The organism is Actinomadura citrea (assembly GCF_013409045.1).
GTDB lineage: Bacteria > Actinomycetota > Actinomycetes > Streptosporangiales > Streptosporangiaceae > Spirillospora > Spirillospora citrea.
In genome coordinates this window covers 8,290,856-8,312,127 of record NZ_JACCBT010000001.1, presented here as the reverse complement: position 1 = coordinate 8,312,127, position 21,272 = coordinate 8,290,856, and the positions used below count along the sequence as shown (strand labels likewise).

Here is a 21,272-nt window from a genome sequence, read left to right as displayed (position 1 = left end):
ACCAGTGCGTAACTCCACGAGCATCCTCCGCCTGGGCGGCGCGATCCTCGCCGTCGCGGTGCTGGCCGCCGTGCTCCTGCTGGTCCTCCAGGAGCCGAAGCAGCGCCACATGACGGCGTACTTCACCAAGGCGGTCGGCCTGTACAAGGGCGCGGACGTCCGCATCCTCGGTATCCCCGTCGGCGAGGTCACGGGCGTCGAGCCCGTCGGCGACGCGGTGAAGGTCGAGCTGAGCTACGACGCGAAGTACAAGGTCCCCGCGGGCGCGCAGGCCGTGATCGTCAACCAGACCCTCGTCTCCGACCGCTACATCCAGATCACGCCCGTCTACAAGGGCGGCGCCGTCCTCGCCGACGGGGCGACGCTGGGCACGAACCGCACCGCGGTGCCGGTCGAGGTCGACGAGGTCGGCGGGAGCCTGAACGAGCTGTCCAAGGCGCTCGGCCCGCAGGGCGCGAACGCGCCCGGCGCGAACGGCGAGCAGGGCTCGCTGTCGCGGCTGCTGCAGGTCGGCGCGGCGAACCTGGACGGGCAGGGCGAGGACATCCGGCAGACGATCGCCGACGCGTCCAAGGCGCTCAGCACGCTGAGCACCGACCGCGGCGACGTGGCCGAGACGATCAAGAACCTGCGGATCATCACCGACGCGATGAAGGCCAACGACCAGCAGATCAAGTCGTTCTCCGGGCACCTCAACGGCGTCTCCGGGCAGCTCGCGGGGGAGAAGGAGGAGCTGAGCGCGGCCCTCAACACCCTGGCCCCGACGCTGAAGAACGTGCAGCGGTTCGTCAAGGGCAACCGCACCGAGCTGGCCTCCAACGTCCGGCAGCTCGCGCAGATCACCGGAGTGCTGGTGAAGGAGAAGGGCGCGCTCACCGAGATCCTCACCGCAGGCCCGCTGGCGGTCAACAACCTGGCCCGCGCCTACGACCCGATCAGCGGCACGATCCACACCCGCGACAACTTCCGCCAGTTCCACAACCTGGCCGACTGGATCTGCTCGCTGGCGTACTCGGTGGGCACGCCCGCCAAGGAGTGCCTCGACTTCGTCACGCCCTACAACGGGATCGGCAAGGCGCTGACCGGGTTCGGCCTGGACCTTTCCTGGATCACCGCACTGACCACGCACTACGACCCGGTCCCCGTCCCGCCGGACGCCTACGGACCGCGGGGCAGGTCCGGCGGGTCCGGCAAGACGAGCACCACGAACAAGACCGCGGCGACCGGGACCCAGAAGAAGCCCACGGACATCACGGCACTGCTGCCTGGAGGTGGCCGATGAGCAGGCGGTCGATCAGTACACGGTCGACGGGCGCACGGTCGCGGGGCAGGGCGCGGCTGCTCGGCGCCGCCGCGCTCGCGGGCGTGACGGCCCTGTCGGGCTGCTCGTTCAACGGCGTGGAGTCGCTGCCGCTGCCCGGCGGGCCCGACCTCGGCCCGCACCCGCGCACCGTGAAGATCGAGTTCGCGAACGTGCTGGACCTCGTCCCGCAGTCGGCGGTCAAGGTCAACGACGTGTCGGTGGGCAAGGTCGAGAAGATCGAGCTGGCCGGCGAGCCGGGCGGGCAGGGGCAGGGGGGCGGCTGGCACGCCGTCGTCACGGTCAAGTTCCGCGGGGACGTCAAGCTTCCCGACAACGCGATCGCGACCGTCAGCCAGACCAGCCTGCTCGGCGAGAAGTTCGTCCAGCTCGAACCGCCGAAGAACGAGGCGCCGGTCGGGGAGCTCGCCGACGACGACCTGATCCCGCTGAACCGCACGTCCCGCGGCACCGAGATCGAAGAGGTGCTGTCGGCGATGTCGCTGCTGCTGAACGGCGGCGGCCTGGAGCAGGTCTCCACGATCAGCCGCGAGCTGCAGGCCACGATGGGCGGCCGGGAGTCCACGATCAAGTCGGTGCTGCAGCGGGTGAACACCTTCGCCGGGACGCTGGACCAGAACCGCGCCGCGATCACCCGGGCGCTGGACAGCATCGACCGGCTGACCGGCAAGCTGTCCGACGAGCGCAAGACGATCCAGGACACCATCGACGAGACCGGGCCCGCGATCGCCGTCCTCAACCGGAACCGCGCCGACCTCACCAAGATGCTGGTCGCGCTGAACAAGCTCAGCCGCACCACCACGTACGTGATCAACCAGTCCAAGGCCGACATGCTGGCCAACCTGCGGGACCTCGACACGATCCTGCGCAATCTCAACAAGGCCGGCTCCGACCTGCCGAAGTCGCTGGAGACGCTGATCACCTTCCCGTTCCCCTCCACGTTCGAGAACGTCATCGCGGGCGACTACGGCAACGTGAGGCTGACCGTCGACCTGGACTTCGAGTCCATCGCGCAGAACCTGCTCGGCGGCACCGACCTGGAAGGGCTGCTCGGCAGCGGCAAGCAGATGCGCGGCATGCTCCAGGTCCCGAACGTGACGCTGCCGGACTCCCCGCTGGGCGTCCTGCCGCAGACACCGGGCGGCGGCCAGGGCGGCACGGGGCAGGGCGGGCTGCCCGGCCTTCCCGGCGGCACCACACAGACCCCGGGGAAGCCGGCCGGCACGAACGACCAGGGACGGCCGGGCGCGCTCGCCCCCGACCCCGGTGACGGCGGTCTGCGGACCCTGATGACGGGGGGCCTCTCGTGATCCTCAAGCGCGGCGTCATCGTCCAGCTCATCGCCTTCGCGGTCATCACCGTCGTCGGCGTGGCGATCGTCTCGGTCAACTACATCGGCATCGGCCGCGACCTGCTCGGCAAGCAGTACATCGCCTATGTCGACCTGACCGACTCCGGCGGCGTGTTCACCAACGCCGAGGTCACCTACCGGGGCGTCCCGGTCGGGCGCGTCGGCCCCATCGAGCTGACCAAGGACGGCATCCGCGTCAAGCTGCTGCTGGAGCGCGGCAAGCGGATCCCGCGCGAGGGCACCAAGGCCGTCGTGGCGAACCGGTCGGCGGTCGGCGAGCAGTACGTCGACCTGGAGCCCACCACGAAGTCCGGGCCCTTCCTGGACCAGGGCGACCCGTACACCATCCCGCGGAGCCGCACCACGCTGCCGGTGTCCACCGCCGAGCTGCTGCGCAACGTCGACTCCCTCGTCGGCTCGGTGAGCACCAAGGACCTCGGCGTCATCGTGGACGAGCTGGACAAGGCGTTCTCCGGCTCCGCCTCGGACCTGCAGTCGATCCTGGACGATACCGACCGGCTGCTGAAGACCGCCAACGAGGCCTATCCCGACACCGAGCGGCTGCTGAACAACAGCGTGACCGTCCTGGACACCCAGCGCGGCCAGGCCGCCAACATCCAGGGATTCGCCCGCAACCTGAACGCGCTGACCAGCTCGCTCCGCAACGACGACCCGGCGCTGCGCAAGACCATCGAGAACGCGCCGGGCGCGGTGAACGAGACCCACCAGGCCATCAACCAGCTCGCGCCGACGCTGCCCGTCCTGCTGGCCAACCTCACCACCACCGGCCAGGTCATCGCGTCCCGCAAGGCCGGCCTGCGGTCGCTGTTCATCCTCTACCCGGTGACGGTCGCGGGCGCGTTCACCGTCACGCCCGGCGACGGGACCCAGCACCTGGGCCTCGACCTCAACATCGACGCGCCGCCCGCCTGCACCGAGGGCTACGAGAAGGTCAAGCACCGCTGGCCGCAGGACACCTCGAAGAAGAAGCCGCGCCTGGACGTCGGCTGCAAGGCGCCCCACGACGCGCCCACGTCCGTCCGCGGTTCCCGCAACTTCCCGCGCGACGCCATCGCGCCCTTCCCGCAGGTCCCCCCGGGCGCCACCACCGGCGCGGGGTTCCCCGAGGGCGGCGCGTACGGCACCCGCGACAACGGCGACGGGGACGGCGGTGACGGCGACGGCGGCAAGACGGACGCCAAGGGCTCCGGCAAGACCAAGGCGAAGGCCGCGGCCGCCCCGACGGGCCAGCTCGCGAACGGAAACCTGTACCTGTCGTATCCGGCCGGTTCAGTCGAATTCGCTGGATACGATCCAACGACGGGTGCGGTCTACGGCCCCGATGGCAAGCGATACGTCATGCCGCGCAGCGCCGGTACACGCCAGTTGGGAGAGGAATCCTCGTGGAAGTGGCTCCTGCTCGGACCGCTGAGCCAGTGAGGCGGGCACGATGAGGCGCCGTCTACCCCTGATCACCGCGATCGCGCTGGGCGTCGTCGTGGTGGGGCTCGCCATCGCGTCCGGCTGGCTCGGCGTGGTCTCCCTCAGGAACAAGGACGAGGCCGACCAGAAGGCGAAGGCGATCCAGTCGGCGCGCCAGATGGGCGTCAACCTGATGTCGCTCGACGCCGCCACCGCCCAGCGCGACCTGGACCGCATCGTGGGCGGCACCACCGGCGACCTCCGGAACAAGCTGGGCAGCCAGTCGAACGCCTTCATGCAGCAGATCACCAAGGCCAAGGCCAAGTCGACGGTCAGTGAAGTCGACGCCGCGCTGGTCTCCATCGACGGCGACTCCGCCGAGGTGATGGTCTCCCTCACCGGGACCGTCACCAACGACAAGGTGCAGAACGGCACGCCGCAGGGCTACCGGTACCAGATGGACCTCACGCGGCTCGACGGGCGCTGGCTCGTGTCCGGACTGGAGGTTGTCCCGTGACGATCAAGGCGGATCGAGCGGCCAGGGCCGAGGAGGCCGCCGAGGCGGCGCGCCTGGCGGAGGAGGCCGCCGCGAAGGCCCGGGAGGCCGCGCGGCTCGCCCAGATCGCTGCGGACGAGGCGGCCGCCGCCGAGGCGGACGAGGAGCCGGAGGAGACTCCGAAGGCCCTCAAATCCCCCAAGAAGCCCCGTCGTGGTCGGAAGGCGCCCGAAGTCACACCCGATGACGTCGACGCCGCAGAGGTGGACTCAGCAGCCGATGCGGACGCCGAGGCCGTCGTCGACGACGACGTGAACGTCGAAGAGGACGAGACCACGTCCGACGTCGACGCGAAGGCCGTCAGGACGACCAAGACCACCAAGGCCGCCGCGACCACCAAGGCCGCCGCGACCGCCAAGACGACCAAGGCCGGAAAGACGACCAAGGCGGGCAAGAGTGCCGCGAGCACCAAGGCCGCCGAGGCGGAGGAAGACGCCGAGGCTGAAGAAGACGCCGAGGTCGAGGAAGACGCCGAGGACGCGAAGCCTGCCAAGGCCGCCAGGACCAGGCGTCTGAACCTCAAGAAGCCCCCCAAGGCGACCGACGAGGACACCGAGGGTGGCGAGGACTCCGAGGCCGACGAGGACGAGGACGACGACGAGCCGGCAGGCCGGTCCCGGCTGGGCGGCAGGTCGACCGTCATCGCCGTCCTGGTCGTCCTGGCGATCGCGCTCGCGGCCGGCACCACGGCGCTGGCGTTGAAGGTCCGCGAGCAGAACGCGACCGAGCAGGCGTCCAAGGAGGCGTCCTTCGCGGCGTCCCGCGCGGCCCAGAAGCTGTCCTCGTACGACTACCAGACGCTGGACACCGACCTGAAGGCCGCGTCCGCGACCACGACGGGCAAGCTGCACACCCAGTACGACAAGCTCGCCCAGCAGCTCAAGACCGTCGCCGTCCAGCAGCAGGCCGTCTCCAACACGACCGTGATGAAGGTCGGCGTCGTGAGCGCGACCCCCGAGAAGGTCGTGGCGCTCGTCTACGCCAACCGGTCGTCGGCGACCAAGGGCGACAAGCAGCAGCGCCTGCCCGAGCCGCTGCGCATCAAGCTGACGATGGTCAAGGAGGACGGCAAGTGGCTCGCCTCCGAGCTCACCGTCCTCTCCTAGACACCTGTCCCTCCCCGGACCTGCCCCTCCGAGGTCTGGATCTGTCGTTTCGGGGTCGAGCCCTGCCCCGCCGGGGTCAGGACTTGTCCCTCCCGGGCCTGGACGTGTCGCTCCGGGCCCGGGACCTGCCCCTGCGGGCCCTGGACGCCCGTCTCTCCCGGGGTGTTCCAGACGCCCGGCACGGCCCCTGGACGAGCAACCGTTAACCCCCGTGGGCGGCACCTAGCCGAGGTCGCGGGCAGCGCGGCCCGCGGGCGCGCGACCCGCCGCCTGCGGCGATTCGCGGGCTGTCAACCCCGATCCCTAAACTATGGCCTTCCTCACTGCAGGTCAGGGCCTGAAAAGTCCAAGTCCGCTCTTGACTGAGAGGCGCTGAGGGGCGATGCTCCATGGCAACGTGATGCATACTGCGGCGCTAGAGTTGCGAGCGGTGTACCGGTTCGGCTACACTGCCCCTTTGCGCTGCCCTCTGACTATCCACGTGTGAGAGCACCCCTGTGAAGGTCCGCTTTGGACCTCTTTGAGCAGGTCTCGAACGTGGATCGTCTGGCGTGCGTGTCATCTGTTTTACGCCGCGAGCCCTCGGAAGGACCACTCTTGGCAGCCTCGCGCAACGCCTCGAATACCGCAACCGGTCCGAACCGCGTCTCCTTCGCGCGCATCAAGGAGCCGCTCGAAGTCCCGGACCTCCTTGCTCTGCAGACCAACTCGTTCGACTGGCTGCTGGGCAACGAGAGGTGGAAGGCCCGGGTCGAGGCGGCCCAGAAGGCCGGAAGTAAGAGCGTCCCGACGCAGTCGGGGCTGGAGGAGATCTTCGAAGAGATCAGTCCGATCGAGGACTTCTCCGGGACGATGTCCCTGTCGTTCCGGGATCACCGGTTCGAGCCTCCGAAGTACTCCGTGGAGGAGTGCAAGGACAAGGACATGACCTACTCCGCCCCGATGTTCGTCACGGCGGAGTTCATCAACAACACCACCGGTGAGATCAAGAGCCAGACGGTGTTCATGGGCGACTTCCCGCTCATGACCCCCAAGGGGACGTTCATCATCAACGGCACCGAGCGTGTCGTGGTCTCGCAGCTGGTGCGTTCGCCTGGGGTGTACTTCGATCGGGCGCTGGACAAGGCGTCGGACAAGGACATCTACGGGTGCCGGGTGATCCCGAGTCGGGGTGCCTGGCTTGAGTTCGAGATCGACAAGCGCGACAACGTGGGTGTGCGCATCGACCGCAAGCGCAAGCAGCCGGTGACGGTGTTGCTGAAGGCGCTGGGGTGGGACGAGGCGCGGATCCGGGAGCGGTTCGGCTCGTATGAGTCGATCAATGTGACGCTGGAGAAGGATCACACCTCCGGGCAGGATGACGCGCTGCTGGACATCTACCGCAAGCTGCGGCCGGGTGAGCCGCCGACGCGGGAGTCGGCGCAGACGCTGCTGGAGAATCTGTACTTCAATCCCAAGCGGTACGACGTGGCGAAGGTCGGCCGTTACAAGATCAACAAGAAGCTCGGTCTGGACCTGGACATGAACCAGGGGACGTTGACCGAGGATGACGTGGTCGCCACGATCGAGTATCTGGTGCGTCTGCATGCGGGTGAGGAGGAGGCGACCCTGGGCAGTGTGGCGGTGCCGATCGAGGTCGATGACATCGACCATTTCGGTAACCGGCGGCTGCGCACGGTGGGGGAGCTGATCCAGAACCAGGTGCGTCTGGGGCTGGCCCGCATGGAGCGTGTGGTGCGGGAGCGGATGACGACGCAGGACGTCGAGGCGATCACGCCGCAGACGTTGATCAACATCCGGCCGGTGGTGGCCTCCATCAAGGAGTTCTTCGGCACCAGCCAGTTGTCGCAGTTCATGGACCAGACCAACCCTCTGGCCGGGCTCACCCACAAGCGGCGGCTCTCCGCCCTGGGCCCCGGCGGTCTGTCGCGTGAGCGCGCGGGCATGGAGGTCCGTGACGTCCACCCGTCGCACTACGGGCGGATGTGTCCGATCGAGACGCCCGAAGGCCCCAACATCGGCCTCATCGGCTCGCTCGCCGCGTTCGGCCGCGTCAACCCGTTCGGGTTCGTCGAGACCCCGTACCGGCGCGTCACCGAGGGCGTCGTCACCGAGGAGATCAACTACCTGACGGCCGACGAGGAGGACCGCTACGTCATCGCGCAGGCCAACTCCCTGCTCAATGACGACGGCACCTTCGTCGACGACCGCATCCTGGTCCGCCGCAAGGGCGGCGAGGTCGAACTCGTCCCCGCCCGCGAGGTCCAGTACATGGACGTCTCGGCGCGCCAGATGACCTCGGTCGCGACGGCGATGATTCCGTTCCTGGAGCATGACGACGCCAACCGGGCGTTGATGGGTTCGAACATGCAGCGTCAGTCGGTGCCGCTGTTGCGTAGTGAGGCGCCGCTGGTCGGGACGGGTATGGAGTACCGTGCCGCGACCGATGCGGGTGATGTGATCACTGCGGAGAAGGCGGGTGTGGTCGAGGAGGTCTCGGCCGACTACGTCACGGTGATGAACGATGACGGGACCCGGACGACGTATCGGGTGTCGAAGTTCAAGCGGTCCAACCAGGGCACGTGCTTCAACCAGAAGCCGATCGTGGACGAGGGCCGGCGGGTCGAGGTCGGTCAGGTGATCGCCGATGGGCCGTGCACCGATGACGGTGAGATGGCGCTGGGCAAGAACCTGCTGGTGGCGTTCATGCCGTGGGAGGGCCACAACTACGAAGACGCGATCATCCTGTCGCAGCGGCTGGTGCAGGACGATGTGCTGTCCTCGATCCACATCGAGGAGCACGAGGTCGACGCCCGGGACACCAAGCTGGGTCCTGAGGAGATCACCCGTGATATCCCGAACGTGTCCGAGGAGGTCCTGGCCGACCTGGACGAGCGGGGGATCATCCGGATCGGTGCCGATGTGGTGCCCGGTGACATCCTGGTCGGCAAGGTCACTCCGAAGGGGGAGACCGAGCTGACGCCCGAGGAGCGGCTGCTGCGGGCGATCTTCGGTGAGAAGGCGCGTGAGGTGCGCGACACCTCGCTGAAGGTGCCGCACGGTGAGCAGGGCAAGGTCATCGGGGTGCGGGTGTTCTCCCGTGACGACGGTGACGAGCTGCCGCCGGGGGTCAACGAGCTGGTCCGGGTGTATGTGGCGCAGAAGCGCAAGATCACCGATGGGGACAAGCTCGCGGGCCGGCACGGCAACAAGGGCGTCATCTCCAAGGTGCTGCCGGTGGAGGACATGCCGTTCCTGGAGGACGGCACCCCCGTCGACATCGTCCTGAACCCCCTGGGCGTGCCCGGCCGCATGAACGTCGGACAGGTCCTGGAGACCCACCTCGGCTGGGTCGCCTCCCGCGGCTGGAAGGTCGAGGGCGACGACGCCGAGTGGAAGCAGGCCCTCAAGGCCATCGGCGCCGACGAGGCACCGGCCTGGACGAACACCGCGACGCCGGTGTTCGACGGCGCCCGCGAGGACGACGTCACCGGTCTGATCGAGAGCACGCTCCCGAACCGCGACGGCCAGCGGATGGTCGGCCCGGGCGGCAAGGCGCGGATGTTCGACGGCCGCACCGGCGAGCCCTACAAGGACCCGATCTCGGTCGGCTACATCTACATCCTCAAGCTGCTCCACCTGGTCGACGACAAGATCCACGCCCGTTCGACCGGCCCGTACTCCATGATCACCCAGCAGCCGCTCGGCGGTAAGGCCCAGTTCGGCGGCCAGCGCTTCGGTGAGATGGAGGTCTGGGCACTGGAGGCCTACGGCGCCGCCTACGCCCTCCAGGAGCTGCTGACCATCAAGTCCGACGACGTCCTCGGCCGCGTGAAGGTCTACGAGGCCATCGTCAAGGGCGAGAACATCCCCGAGCCCGGCATTCCCGAGTCCTTCAAGGTGCTCATCAAGGAGATGCAGTCGCTGTGCCTCAACGTCGAGGTGCTCTCCAGCGACGGCATGTCCATCGAGATGCGTGACACCGACGAGGACGTCTTCCGCGCCGCGGAGGAGCTCGGCATCGACCTCTCCCGCCGCCCGAACGAGGGCGCGATGAGCGTCGACGAGGTCTGAGAACTCAAGGGGAAAACAGTTGCTTGACGTCAACTTCTTCGACGAGCTTCGCATCGGTCTGGCGACCGCCGACGACATCCGCCAGTGGTCGCACGGTGAGGTGAAGAAGCCGGAGACGATCAACTACCGGACCCTCAAGCCGGAGAAGGACGGGCTCTTCTGCGAGAAGATCTTCGGTCCTACCCGCGACTGGGAGTGCTACTGCGGGAAGTACAAGCGCGTCCGGTTCAAGGGCATCATCTGTGAGCGCTGCGGCGTCGAGGTGACCCGCGCCAAGGTGCGCCGTGAGCGGATGGGCCACATCGAGCTGGCCGCGCCGGTCACGCACATCTGGTACTTCAAGGGCGTCCCGTCCCGGCTCGGCTACCTGCTGGACCTGGCCCCGAAGGATCTCGAAAAGATCATCTACTTCGCGGCCTACATGATCACCAGCGTGGACGTCGAGCGGCGCGACCGCGACCTGCCGACGCTGGAGGCCCACATCTCCGTGGAGCGCCAGCAGATCGAGCAGGCCCGTGACGCGCAGGTCGAGGCCCGCCAGCAGAAGCTGGAGGGCGACCTGGCGGAGCTGGAGGAGGCCGGCGCGAAGGCCGACCAGAAGCGCAAGGTGCGCGACGGCGCCGAGCGGGAGATGAAGCAGCTGCGCGACCGCGCGCAGCGCGAACTCGACCGCCTCGACGAGGTCTGGAGCCGCTTCAAGAACCTCAAGGTCCAGGACCTGGAGGGCGACGAGCTGCTCTACCGCGAGATGCGCGACCGGTTCGGCAAGTACTTCGAGGGCGGCATGGGCGCCGCGGCCATCCAGGCGCGGCTGCAGAACTTCGACCTCGACGCCGAGGCCGAGAAGCTGCGCGACATCATCCGCACGGGCAAGGGCCAGAAGAAGGCCCGCGCCCTCAAGCGGCTGAAGGTCGTCTCGGCGTTCCTCAACACCCGCAACAGCCCGCTCGGCATGGTGCTGGACTGCATCCCGGTCATCCCGCCGGACCTGCGTCCCATGGTCCAGCTGGACGGCGGCCGGTTCGCCACGTCCGACCTGAACGACCTGTACCGCCGGGTGATCAACCGCAACAACCGGCTCAAGCGCCTGCTCGACCTGGGCGCTCCCGAGATCATCGTCAACAACGAGAAGCGGATGCTGCAGGAGGCCGTCGACGCGCTGTTCGACAACGGCCGCCGCGGCCGCCCGGTCACCGGGCCGGGCAACCGTCCGCTGAAGTCGCTGTCCGACATGCTCAAGGGCAAGCAGGGCCGGTTCCGGCAGAACCTGCTGGGCAAGCGCGTCGACTACTCCGGCCGTTCGGTCATCGTCGTCGGCCCGCAGCTGAAACTGCACCAGTGCGGCCTGCCCAAGCAGATGGCGCTGGAGCTGTTCAAGCCGTTCGTCATGAAGCGGCTGGTCGACCTCAACCACGCGCAGAACATCAAGTCCGCCAAGCGGATGGTCGAGCGGGCCCGCCCGGTCGTGTGGGACGTGCTGGAAGAGGTCATCACCGAGCACCCGGTGCTGCTGAACCGGGCGCCGACCCTGCACCGGCTGGGCATCCAGGCGTTCGAGCCGCAGCTGGTCGAGGGCAAGGCCATCCAGATCCACCCGCTGGTCTGCACCGCGTTCAACGCGGACTTCGACGGCGACCAGATGGCGGTGCACCTGCCGCTGTCCGCCGAGGCGCAGGCCGAGGCGCGGATCCTGATGCTCTCGACCAACAACATCCTGAAGCCGTCGGACGGCAAGCCCGTCACCATGCCCACCCAGGACATGGTCATCGGCCTGTACTGGCTGACGACGCAGAAGGACGGCGCGGTCGGCGAGGGTCGCGCGTTCGGCTCGATCGGCGAGGCGATCATGGCCTACGACCGGCACGAGCTGGACCTGCAGGCCCGGATCCAGATCCGGCTCAAGGACGTCCCGCCGCCGCGCGGCTGGAAGGCGCCCGAGGGCTACGAGCCCGGCCGGCCCTACCGGCTGGAGACGACGCTCGGCCGCGCGATGTTCAACGAGACGCTGCCGGACGACTTCCCGTTCGTGGACGACGAGATCGGCAAGAAGCAGCTCTCGGCGATCGTCAACGAGCTGGCGGAGACCTACCCGAAGGTGGCCGTCGCCAACGCGCTGGACGCGCTGAAGAGCACCGGGTTCCACTGGGCGACCAGGTCCGGCGTCACGATCGCGATCGACGACGTCATCACGCCGCCCAACAAGGCGGAGATCCTGGGCGGTTACGAGGCGCGCGCCGAGAAGGTGCAGCGGGAGTTCAACCGCGGCCTGATCACCGACGACGAGCGCAAGCAGGAGCTCATCGAGATCTGGAACAAGGCCACCGCGGACGTCGCGGTGGACATGGAGAAGGCGTTCCCGAAGGCCAACCCGATCTGGATGATGATCCAGTCGGGCGCCCGAGGCAACCCGCTCCAGCTCCGCCAGATCGCCGGTATGCGCGGCCTGGTCTCCAACCCCAAGGGCGAGACCATCCCGCGTCCGATCAAGTCGTCCTTCCGCGAGGGCCTGTCGGTCGTCGAGTACTTCATCTCGACGCACGGCGCCCGCAAGGGCCTGGCCGACACCGCGCTGCGCACCGCCGACTCGGGTTACCTGACCCGGCGCCTGGTGGACGTCGCGCAGGACGTCATCGTCCGCGAGGAGGACTGCGGCACCGACCGCACGATCCCCTTCGAGGTCGCCGACCGCCTGCAGGACGGCACCCTGGTCAAGCTCGCCACCTCGGAGACGAGCCTGGTCGGCCGCACCATCGCCGAGGACGTCGTCGTCGACGGGACGGTCATCTTCCCCGCCGACACCGACCTGTCCGACGCGGTCGTGTCCCGCCTGGTCGAGGCGGGTGTGGAGAAGGTCCGCACCCGCAGCGCCCTCGTCTGCGAGGCCAAGATCGGTGTCTGCGCCGCCTGCTACGGCCGCTCGCTGGCCACCGGCAAGCGGGTGGACGTCGGCGAGGCCGTCGGCATCATCGCCGCGCAGTCCATCGGTGAGCCCGGCACGCAGCTGACGATGCGCACCTTCCACACCGGTGGTGTGGCGGGCGGCGACATCACGCACGGTCTGCCGCGTGTCCAGGAGCTGTTCGAGGCCCGCATCCCCAAGGGTGTGGCCCCGATCAGCGAGGTCGCCGGCCGCGTCAAGATCGACGAGACGGAGAAGGCCCGCAAGGTCGTCGTCGTCCCGGACGACGGCTCCGACGAGATCGCCTACCCGGTGCCGATGCGGTCCCGCCTCCTGGTCAAGGAGGGCGAGTCCGTGGGCGTCGGCCAGCAGCTCATCGCGGGTGCGATCAACCCGCACGAGGTGCTGCGCATCCTCGGTCCCCGCGCCGTGCAGCTCCACCTCGTCCAGGAGGTGCAGGAGGTGTACCGGTCGCAGGGCGTGTCGATCCACGACAAGCACATCGAGATCATCGTGCGCCAGATGCTGAAGCGGGTGAACATCCTGGAGTCGGGCGACACCGACCTGCTCCCGGGTGACCTGGTCGAGCGTCCGATCTTCGAGGAGACGAACCGGAACGTCGTGGCCGAGGGCGGAGTCCCCGCCGCCGGCCGCCCCGTCCTGATGGGCATCACCAAGGCCTCGCTCGCCACCGAGTCGTGGCTGTCGGCGGCGTCCTTCCAGGAGACGACCCGGGTGCTCACCGAGGCCGCGATGCACGCCAAGAGCGACCCGCTGCTCGGCCTCAAGGAGAACGTCATCATCGGCAAGCTCATCCCGGCCGGTACCGGCATGCCGCAGTACCGCAACGTCCGGGTCGAGCCGACCGAGGAGGCGAAGGCGGCGGTGTACTCCGTCGGCTCCTACGACGACGGCGCCGAGTACGCCTTCGGCCAGGGCTCCGGCGAGGCCGTCCCGCTGGAGGAGTACGACTTCGGTCAGTACAACCGCTGAGTCGGCTGACACGCGCCGGCGAAGCACAAGGCGAGGCCCCTTCCGGATTCCGGAAGGGGCCTCGCCCGCTTCCGGGCACGGCGTGTCTCCGATACCGGACACCGGATTCGACGCACGCACACCGGCACGACCGGAGCGGGCCTGCCCGGACGGGTCGCCCTCTGAGGGCGGTGGCGAGCGTGCTCCAGCCAGGCGCCGATGGCGTCGCTCTCCAATCTCTGGACGATCTCTGGTAAGCCGTCCCGCTTTGCGGGACCCAATCGAAACACCAGAGGGAGAACGTCATGGCCCACACTTTGGACCTGAGCGGCGACCCCAGGGCAGCCGCGGAGCAGGCGCTGCACCTGGCCGGCGACGTCAGCGGGGCGGTGGAGCTGAGCTTCACCGGCACCCTCGACGACGTCTTCGAAGGTGAGCACCACCAGGGCCTGACCGTCACGGTCAACCCCGGCACCTCGGTGGACGAGGTCGTGGCCGACTTGCGCGAGGCGGCCCAGCCCCAGCGGTGATCTGATCACCGTCCCCACGTGAAGCGGGCCCGGCGAACGCCGGGCCCGCTTCGACTGTGCTGGGAGCGAATCCTTGCCGTGCCGATGCCCGAGTCATCGTCCCACCGGCCGCGTCCGGCATTCGAAGGGACGCTTCGCGACGCTCCTGCGGCGGCTCAGGTTCCGTAGAAGCGCGCTCGGCCGAGTGGGGTCTACCACATATATCGGAGGACCGAAATACATGAATCTCTGCTCTGGCCGCGGACAGTCTCCACTGTCCCTGCTGATCAGTCGGCAGGGTCGACCACAGTCGCACAAAGCAGACCCTGGAGTTTACCTATGTCCGGAAACGGCAACGGCAACAACAACGGCAACACCGGCGGCAACGGCGACAACGGCGGATCCGCCGGGTCCGGGCCGTCCCTGGAGCAGGCCCAGCAGACGACCAAGGCGCTGCTGGAGGCCGACCTGGAGGCGGGCGTGCCCGCCCAGGAGGCCCTGGAGAACTCGCGCCCGCGGAACTGGAACAGCTGACGGTTCCCGCGCTCGCACCACTTGTCGCCCCCCGCACGCTGTGCGGGGGGCACGTCTCTTTGGTGACGCGCACTCGGAGCAACGGTCGTCGGCTCCTCAGCGCCGGGACCCCACCTGCACAGCCACCGCCCCGCTCGCCGCGATTCTGGGAGACGGGCACGCGAGGGTGCCTGCTCGGTCGGGCCGCCTCGCCCGGCCCGTTACGGGGTTCGGCGGTGTGCGCGGACGGCGAGGGTGAGGCGGAGGGCCGACAGTACGGTCGCGGCCGCGGCGGCGGCGATGAAGGCGTCGGGGACCCAGGTCAGCAGCCGTCGCAGCCGTCGCAGCCGTCCCGGGCCGACCAGCGTCAGGAGGGCGAGCAGGGGAGCCGCTCCGGCCACCGTCCAGGCGGCGGTCGCGGCCTTGTGGGGACGCGGGGGGACGGGGCGGCGCAGCAGCAGGACCGCCCGGCCGACCGCCACGAGCAGTGCGACGGCCACCGCGGTGAGGCCCCAGATGGTCAGCAGGTGTCCGGACGCGGACGGGGCGCCGCCCGGCCTCCCGCCGGCGAGCAGCCGCGCGGCGCCGAACCCGGCCTGCGGGGTCGGGGTCGTCCGGCGGTGACATCGCCAGGACGGTCAGCAGGTGCCGGACGGCTGTGGCCGGCAGCGCGCGCCCGATCTCCGGAATCTTCCGCGGGACGAGGTCGTCGGCGTCGCGGTCCAGCACCACCGCCAGGGCGTCGCCGACCTCGCCCCGAACCTCGCGCGCGATCTGGACCACGCGGTCGCGTCCCAGCTCGCGGGCGAGGAAGTGCAGGGCGTACTCGGCCGCGTCACGGCGCTTGCCCGGCTTGCCGAATGCGGCGGGAAGCAGGAGCCGCGCGGCTTGAGGACCGTGCCCGCGCATCCACGCCTCCGCGTGCGAGCTGCCCGCACCGCCGCGCAGCGGCCAGCCGGCGACCAGCTCGGCGGCCGGTTCGGCGGCGTACGGGACGACCACGTGCCCGCAGTCCGAAGGCCGGCTCCGGGCGGCCTTCAGGACGACGGTGAGCGCGTCCGGGCCGAACCGTTCGGCGATCCTCGGCACCCACCTCTCCGGCTCCTGGTGGGTGCCGTAGCCGTCCTTGGGCACGTACCAGCCCGCGACGAGATGCCGGACCTGCTCGACGGGAGCGAGGCAGAGAAGGGCAACCTGTTCAGCGCTCCTCAGCCGGCCCGCTTCGAAGTCGGCGATCCGTCCCTTCCACGGTCCGCGCACCTCGCCGTGACGGCTCCATCCGTGGGGGACGGGCAGCGCCCACTCACACCGGGTGTCGCGCCCGTCCTCGGCCCACGCGACGGACGGTTCCGGAGCGGAAAGCCCCTTGATGACCAACGGTTCCAGCCGTTCCCGCTTCCGGGCCCAGGGCGGGTCCGCAAGGACGGCCGGCAGGTCCGCCGGGTCGGCGTCGGTGGTCGCATCGAGGTCCTCGGTGATCTGTTCGACCGCCGCGCGGGCGTCCTCCGGAAGCAGCGGGAGCGCGGCCTTGATCACGTCGAGGTTGCCGCGCAGGTGCCCGTCGAGCAGGTCGGTGCCACCCTCCGCGGCCAGTTCCCGCACCGCCCGGACCGGGAACCGCTTCATCGCCCCCCATCAGCTCACCGCTGACGTGCGGGTCGGGGGGCGGACGATCTTGTTTCGCCGCCCGTCCCGCAACTCCCCGGTCCGGCTCGCCTCCAGGCCCCAGCGGTCGGCGAGCGCGCACGCGGCGAACGCGATGCCGTGCCGGAAGGCCCAGGCTTCCACGTGCTGCCGGTGCTCGCGCGCCCAGACCGACTCTCCCGCCGTGACCAGCGACAGAACGGCCGCGCCGCACGGGTCCGGATCGCCCCCGAGATGGGCGCGCGCTGCGGCGGCGAGCATCGGTGCGGTGCCGGGGTCGCGCAGGGTCTGTGCGATCTCGTCCCGCGCGTCGTCCACCGCCTGTGCGACGGCCTTGCTCGCGCCCGCGTCGAGCGTGATCGGGGTTCCGGGCGTGCCACCGCGCCGCGGATGCAGCCGGCTCCGCCAACGCTCCGGCGCGATCAGCACGTCTTCGTCCGCGAGAGTCTCCCGGCGAGGCTGACAAGACGCCCGACACCCGGGGCGCACGCGGAATCCCTTGATGCGAGCGGACTGCGAGGGCGGGGCGAAACGGTCCGGCTGTCACGCGGAACGCCGCATCGACGGCCTGCCGCAGTACGGCGTCCCACAACCTCGGACCGTCGATCCTAGGGAGAACGGTCCGTTTCTCAGCCGCCCGGACGAAGGCAGGCTAAAGGGGTGGCCATTCGGGGCCTGCCGAACGAGGAAGAGCGGTGATCACGCGATGAAGGCGGTGCGGTTCCACGAGTACGGCGGGATCGATGTCCTGCGGGTGGAGGAGGTGGAGCGTCCGGTGCCCGGCCCTGGGCAGGTGCTGGTGGAGGTTCGCGCGGCGGGGATCCAGCCCGGCGAGGCGCATATCCGGCAGGGAGGGCTGCACGCGCGCTGGCCGGCGACGTTCCCCTCCGGGCAGGGCACCGACCTGGCCGGGGTCGTGGCGGAGCTCGGCCCGGAGGTACGGGGCTTCGCGGTGGGCGACGAGGTCCTCGGCTTCACCCACGACAGGGCGAGCCACGCGGAGTTCGTCGCGGTCGACGACGTCCGGCTGACCCCGCGTCCGGAGGGACTGTCCTGGGACGTGGCCGGGTCGTTGCACGTCGCCGGCGTGACCGCGTACGCCACCGTGTTCGCGGTCGACCCCGGACCGTCCGACACGGTCGTGGTCTCCGGTGCGGCGGGCGGCGTCGGGTCTCTTGCCGTGCAGCTCGCGCGGCGGCACGGCGCCACGGTGATCGGACTGGCCAGCGAGCCCAACCACGCCTGGCTGAAGGATCACGGCGTCATCCCGGTCGAGTACGGGGACGGTGTGGCCGACCGGATCAGGCAGGCTTCCGGCGGGACCGTCGACGCGTTCATCGACACGTTCGGCACCGGCTACGTCGACCTGGCGGTGGAGCTGGGCGTGCGGCCCCAGCGGATCAACACGATCCGCGACTGGGGGACCGCGGCCAAGGTCGGCGCACAGACCGCCGGAGAGAGCACGGCGGCGTGCGCGGCCGTCCTCGGCCAACTGGCCCGCCTGGCCGCCCGCGGAGAGTTGGAAGTGACCATCGCCAACGTCTACCCGCTGGCCCAGGTGCAGGACGCCTTCCGCGAACTGGAGCAACGCCGCACGCACGGCAAGATCGTCCTCCACCCCTGACCGGACGCGCCACCGCCTCGGCACCCCACCGAGCCGGGCCTGTCGCGGTGATGGCAGAAGGGCTCCACGCTCGCTGTTCCTACGCCTCGTCCGCACCTGTCGGCGATGACGGCCCCGGGTCGGACGTGTGCGCCTGGCGTTTTGGCCGTGTGGGGCTCGGGTCGGTGCGGAGTGGGGTTGCACGGATCAGCCAGGTGACGCCGAAGGCGAGGGCCGACAGGGCGGCGGCACCGAGGAGGATGCCGTGCAGGCCGCTGGTGACGGCGCTGCGGACGGCCTCACGGGCGGACGCGGACAGATCGTCCAGCATCGCCGGCGTCACTGCGCTCAGCCGGTCCGCCTGCGCGGGGCCGAGACGATCGGTCAGGCCGGCGTGCATCCGGGCGGCGTAGAGGGCGCCGAGTAGAGCGATCCCCAGGGAGCCGCCGGTGGTGCGCAGGAGGGTGACCGTCGCGGTGGCGGCGCCCATGTCGCGGGGATCGGCGCTGTTGATCGTGAGGAGCAGGGTGCTCTGCATGACCAGGCCGATCCCGATCCCGGCGAGGGCGGTGAGGGCGGAGGCGGTGGCCGTGCCGGTGTCCGTGTCGAGCAGGAGCAGGACCAGGGTTCCGGCGGTCATCAGTGCGCCGCCCAGGATGGGGTACATGCGGTAGCGGCCGTTGCGGCTGATGAGGTGGCCGGTGAGGGTCTGGGCGCCGAGCATGCCGAACATCAACGGCAGCAGCAGCATGCCGCTGGCCGCCGGGGACGCCTGCCGCACGTACTGCATGTACTGCGGCAGGTAGTTGACCGCGCTGAGCATCACCGCCCCGGCCAGGAAGCTGAGGATCTGCGCGAGGGTGAAGTCGCGGTCACCGAACAGCCGGGGCGGGATGATCGGCTCGGCGGCGCGGCGTTCGACGGGGACGAGCGCGGCCAGGGCCAGGACGCCGACCGCGGCCGCAACCAGAACCTGCGGGGACGTCCAGGGATGGGCGGTGCCGCCCCAGCCGGCCACCAGGGTCAGGGCCAGGACGGCGACGGTGAGCAGCGCCGCGCCCGCGTAGTCGATGGGCGCCTTGACGCGCTCGACGGGCGGCAGGTGGATGCGGGTGGCGATGAGCAGGAGGGCCAGGGCGCCGACGGGCACGTTGGCGTAGAAGGTCCAGCGCCAGCTCAGCCGGTCGGTGAGCAGGCCGCCCAGCAGCGGACCGCCGACGTAGGCGACCGGCATGATGGCGCCGATCATCGACTGCAGGCGGCCGCTGTCACGGGGCGGGACGAGCACCCCGATGATCGCGATCGCGCCGACCATGAGGCCGCCGGCGCCCAGCCCCTGAACCGCGCGGAACGCGATCAACTGGGGCATGTCCCGCGCCAGCCCGGCCAGCATCGAGCCGGCCAGGAAGATCGTGATGGCGGTGACGAAGGTGGCCTTGCGGCCGTACAGGTCGCCGAGCTTGCCCCAGACGGGGGTGGTGGCGGCGCCGGCCAGCATGTAGGCGGTCACCACCCAGGACAGATGGTCCAGGCCGCCCAGGTCGCCGATGATCGTGGGGAGCGCGGTGCCCACGATCAGGCCGTCCAGCATGGCCAGGAACATGCCGAGCAGCAGCCCGAACACGCCGAGGCGGAAGGATCGCGGACGCGCCGGTGCGGTCACGTCCGTCAAGGTGGTCACGCGGCTCACGCCGCGTACGGGCGGGCGGCGCGGGCCTCGCGCAGGGCGTGCGCCCACCAGGCCAGCCGGTCGAGCATCACCGTCGCGGCGGCGTCGGCGGCCGGGTCGAGGGCCGAGCCGTCGGGCGCGAACTGCGACCAGGCGCCCTGGAACCCGACGCTGTCCCGGATGGTGACGGCGTGCAGTTCGGCCAGCACGAGCCGCAGCTGCTCGACCGCGCGCAGGCCGGCGGAGAAGCCGCCGTAGGACACGAAGCCGACCGGCTTGGCGCGCCACTCCGTCCCGTGCCAGTCGATGGCGTTCTTCAGCGGTGCCGGAAAGCTGTGGTTGTACTCCGGCGTGACGATGACGAACGCGTCGGCGGCTGCCAGCCGCGGTGACACCGCCGCCAGCAGGTCGGCGTCCTCCTGGGACGCGGGCGGCTCGCCGAGTACGGGGAAGACGGTGGGCAGCGGGGTCTCCACCAGGTCGACCAGATCGGCGGTCATGTCCTCCCGGCGCCGCACATGGGCGCCGATCCAGCCGGACACCGCCGGGCCGAAGCGGCCGTCGCGGGTGCTGCCGAGGATGATCGCTACCTTCAGCCGGTCGTCGTTCATCGCGAACCCCTTGAATGTGTACAACGTATCTTGTGGCGGACAACGTACACATCAGTGTGTACGTTGTCTACTGCTGATACGTTGTATCGCGTTGTGACCAGGAGGGAGGCCGTACCCGATGGCGGCTGACAAGGACAGGCCCCGCGAGCCCCTCTGGCAACGCCTGGAGCGCCCCGCCGCCGCCCCGCGGCAGACCCTCACCGCCGAGCGCATCGCGGCCGTGGCCGTCGCGGTCGCCGACGCGGAAGGGCTCGACGCCATCACCATGCGGCGGTTGGCCACCGAGCTGGGCGTCGCGCCGATGGCCGCCTACCGGCACGTGTCGGGCAAGGACGAGCTGCTGGAACTGATGGTCAACCACATCTACGCCGACCTGCGCCTGCCCGAGGACGCCGAATGGCGGGAGACCATGCGAGCCCTGGCGCTGGGCACCCGGAAGCTGATGCTGGAGCACCTGTGGCTGGCGCAGCTGTCGCCCCGGGCCCTGCTCGCGCTCACGCCCAACCGGATGGCGATCGCCGAACGCTCACTGGCCTCCCTGCAGGACCCGGGCCTGCACGCCGACACCATGATGGCCGTCTTCCGCGCCGTGGACGCCTACGTCCACGGCGCCATGAACTACGAGCTCGCCCTCAAAAGCCTGATGCACGAGAACGACTGGACCGAGGGAGACCAGATCCGCGCCGACCTCGCCCCGCAGATGATGTGGCACATGCGAACCGGCCGCTACCCCACCTTCCAGCGCTACCTCGACACCGCCACCCGCAAGGACTCCCTGGAGTGGCAGTTCGAGACCGGCCTCGACTACGTCCTCGACGGCATCGCCGCCCATCTGGCGAGCATCCGCTGAGACGTCCTGGACCTGTGTGAGCGGGAACGCCGGCGACCGACCGGCGGCGACTTGGAGGCGGCCGCCTCCATAAAGGACGACGCCGATCTGCCGAAAGCGACGGCTGCGATCAACAGATTGTCGGGGGACTCGCCAGTGGAGAACCCAAGGTCCGCGAGCTGGCGGCCGCCCA

15 protein-coding genes are annotated in these 21,272 nt (G+C 69.8%); 11 read left to right on the top strand and 4 right to left on the bottom strand.

Translation table 11 applies throughout. From position 1 onward, the window contains the following. Positions 1 to 4: 4 nt before the first annotated feature. The 9 genes from BJ999_RS38020 to BJ999_RS37980 all read left to right on the top strand — a co-directional run bounded on the left by BJ999_RS38020 (position 5) and on the right by BJ999_RS37980 (position 14,744). Positions 5 to 1,282 (top strand): MCE family protein, encoded by a 1,278-nt coding sequence (locus BJ999_RS38020; protein ID WP_179837710.1) that lies wholly within the window; start codon positions 5 to 7, stop codon positions 1,280 to 1,282. After that, the gene (locus BJ999_RS38015) at positions 1,279 to 2,631 is read left to right on the top strand and encodes an MCE family protein (protein ID WP_179837709.1); all 1,353 of its coding nucleotides are present in this window, start codon (positions 1,279 to 1,281) and stop codon (positions 2,629 to 2,631) included. Before BJ999_RS38020 ends, BJ999_RS38015 begins: the two co-directional genes overlap by 4 nt. Then, positions 2,628 to 4,112 carry an MCE family protein gene (locus BJ999_RS38010; RefSeq protein WP_179837708.1) on the top strand — a complete coding sequence of 495 codons (1,485 nt, stop codon included), beginning with the start codon at positions 2,628 to 2,630 and terminating at the stop codon, positions 4,110 to 4,112. Before BJ999_RS38015 ends, BJ999_RS38010 begins: the two co-directional genes overlap by 4 nt. 10 nt (positions 4,113 to 4,122) lie before the next feature. Continuing rightward, positions 4,123 to 4,611 carry a nuclear transport factor 2 family protein gene (locus tag BJ999_RS38005; RefSeq protein WP_179837707.1) on the top strand — a complete coding sequence of 163 codons (489 nt, stop codon included), beginning with the start codon at positions 4,123 to 4,125 and terminating at the stop codon, positions 4,609 to 4,611. Further along, positions 4,608 to 5,756 carry a hypothetical protein gene (locus BJ999_RS38000; RefSeq protein WP_179837706.1) on the top strand — a complete coding sequence of 383 codons (1,149 nt, stop codon included), beginning with the start codon at positions 4,608 to 4,610 and terminating at the stop codon, positions 5,754 to 5,756. The genes BJ999_RS38005 and BJ999_RS38000 overlap by 4 nt, the downstream gene beginning before the upstream one ends. Before the next feature lie 597 nt (positions 5,757 to 6,353). Next, complete coding sequence (gene rpoB / locus BJ999_RS37995; protein WP_179837705.1) at positions 6,354 to 9,830, top strand: DNA-directed RNA polymerase subunit beta; 3,477 nt, start codon at positions 6,354 to 6,356, stop codon at positions 9,828 to 9,830. Positions 9,831 to 9,849: 19 nt separating this feature from the next. Further along, complete coding sequence (locus tag BJ999_RS37990) at positions 9,850 to 13,722, top strand: DNA-directed RNA polymerase subunit beta' (protein WP_179837704.1); 3,873 nt, start codon at positions 9,850 to 9,852, stop codon at positions 13,720 to 13,722. Between the two features lie 284 nt (positions 13,723 to 14,006). Beyond that, positions 14,007 to 14,231 (top strand): hypothetical protein, encoded by a 225-nt coding sequence (locus BJ999_RS37985; RefSeq protein WP_179837703.1) that lies wholly within the window; start codon positions 14,007 to 14,009, stop codon positions 14,229 to 14,231. Between the two features lie 318 nt (positions 14,232 to 14,549). Beyond that, positions 14,550 to 14,744, top strand: coding sequence for a hypothetical protein (locus BJ999_RS37980; protein WP_179837702.1), 195 nt, complete (start codon positions 14,550 to 14,552; stop codon positions 14,742 to 14,744). A gap of 96 nt (positions 14,745 to 14,840) precedes the next feature. Here the strand turns inward: BJ999_RS37980 and BJ999_RS37975 are convergent, their stop codons facing one another. After that, complete coding sequence (locus BJ999_RS37975; RefSeq protein WP_179837701.1) at positions 14,841 to 16,349, bottom strand: hypothetical protein; 1,509 nt, start codon at positions 16,347 to 16,349, stop codon at positions 14,841 to 14,843. A 9-nt stretch (positions 16,350 to 16,358) separates the two neighbouring features. Further along, complete coding sequence (locus BJ999_RS37970; RefSeq protein WP_179837700.1) at positions 16,359 to 16,796, bottom strand: hypothetical protein; 438 nt, start codon at positions 16,794 to 16,796, stop codon at positions 16,359 to 16,361. 277 nt (positions 16,797 to 17,073) lie between these two features. Between BJ999_RS37970 and BJ999_RS37965 the strand changes: the two genes are divergently transcribed. Further along, on the top strand, positions 17,074 to 17,991 hold the full coding sequence (locus tag BJ999_RS37965) for an NADP-dependent oxidoreductase (RefSeq protein ID WP_179837699.1): 918 nt from the start codon (positions 17,074 to 17,076) through the stop codon (positions 17,989 to 17,991). Between the two features lie 79 nt (positions 17,992 to 18,070). Here BJ999_RS37965 and BJ999_RS37960 read toward each other — a convergent pair whose 3' ends face one another. Both BJ999_RS37960 and BJ999_RS41600 read right to left on the bottom strand, forming a co-directional pair. Beyond that, positions 18,071 to 19,633 (bottom strand): MDR family MFS transporter, encoded by a 1,563-nt coding sequence (locus BJ999_RS37960; RefSeq protein WP_229810506.1) that lies wholly within the window; start codon positions 19,631 to 19,633, stop codon positions 18,071 to 18,073. Between the two features lie 23 nt (positions 19,634 to 19,656). Then, positions 19,657 to 20,250, bottom strand: a complete 594-nt coding sequence (locus BJ999_RS41600; RefSeq protein ID WP_218935420.1) for an NADPH-dependent FMN reductase — start codon at positions 20,248 to 20,250, stop codon at positions 19,657 to 19,659. Positions 20,251 to 20,368: 118 nt separating this feature from the next. Between BJ999_RS41600 and BJ999_RS37955 the strand changes: the two genes are divergently transcribed. Next, entirely contained in the window at positions 20,369 to 21,100 is a 732-nt protein-coding gene (locus BJ999_RS37955) for a TetR/AcrR family transcriptional regulator (protein ID WP_179837697.1), read from the top strand. Positions 21,101 to 21,272: the final 172 nt, after the last annotated feature.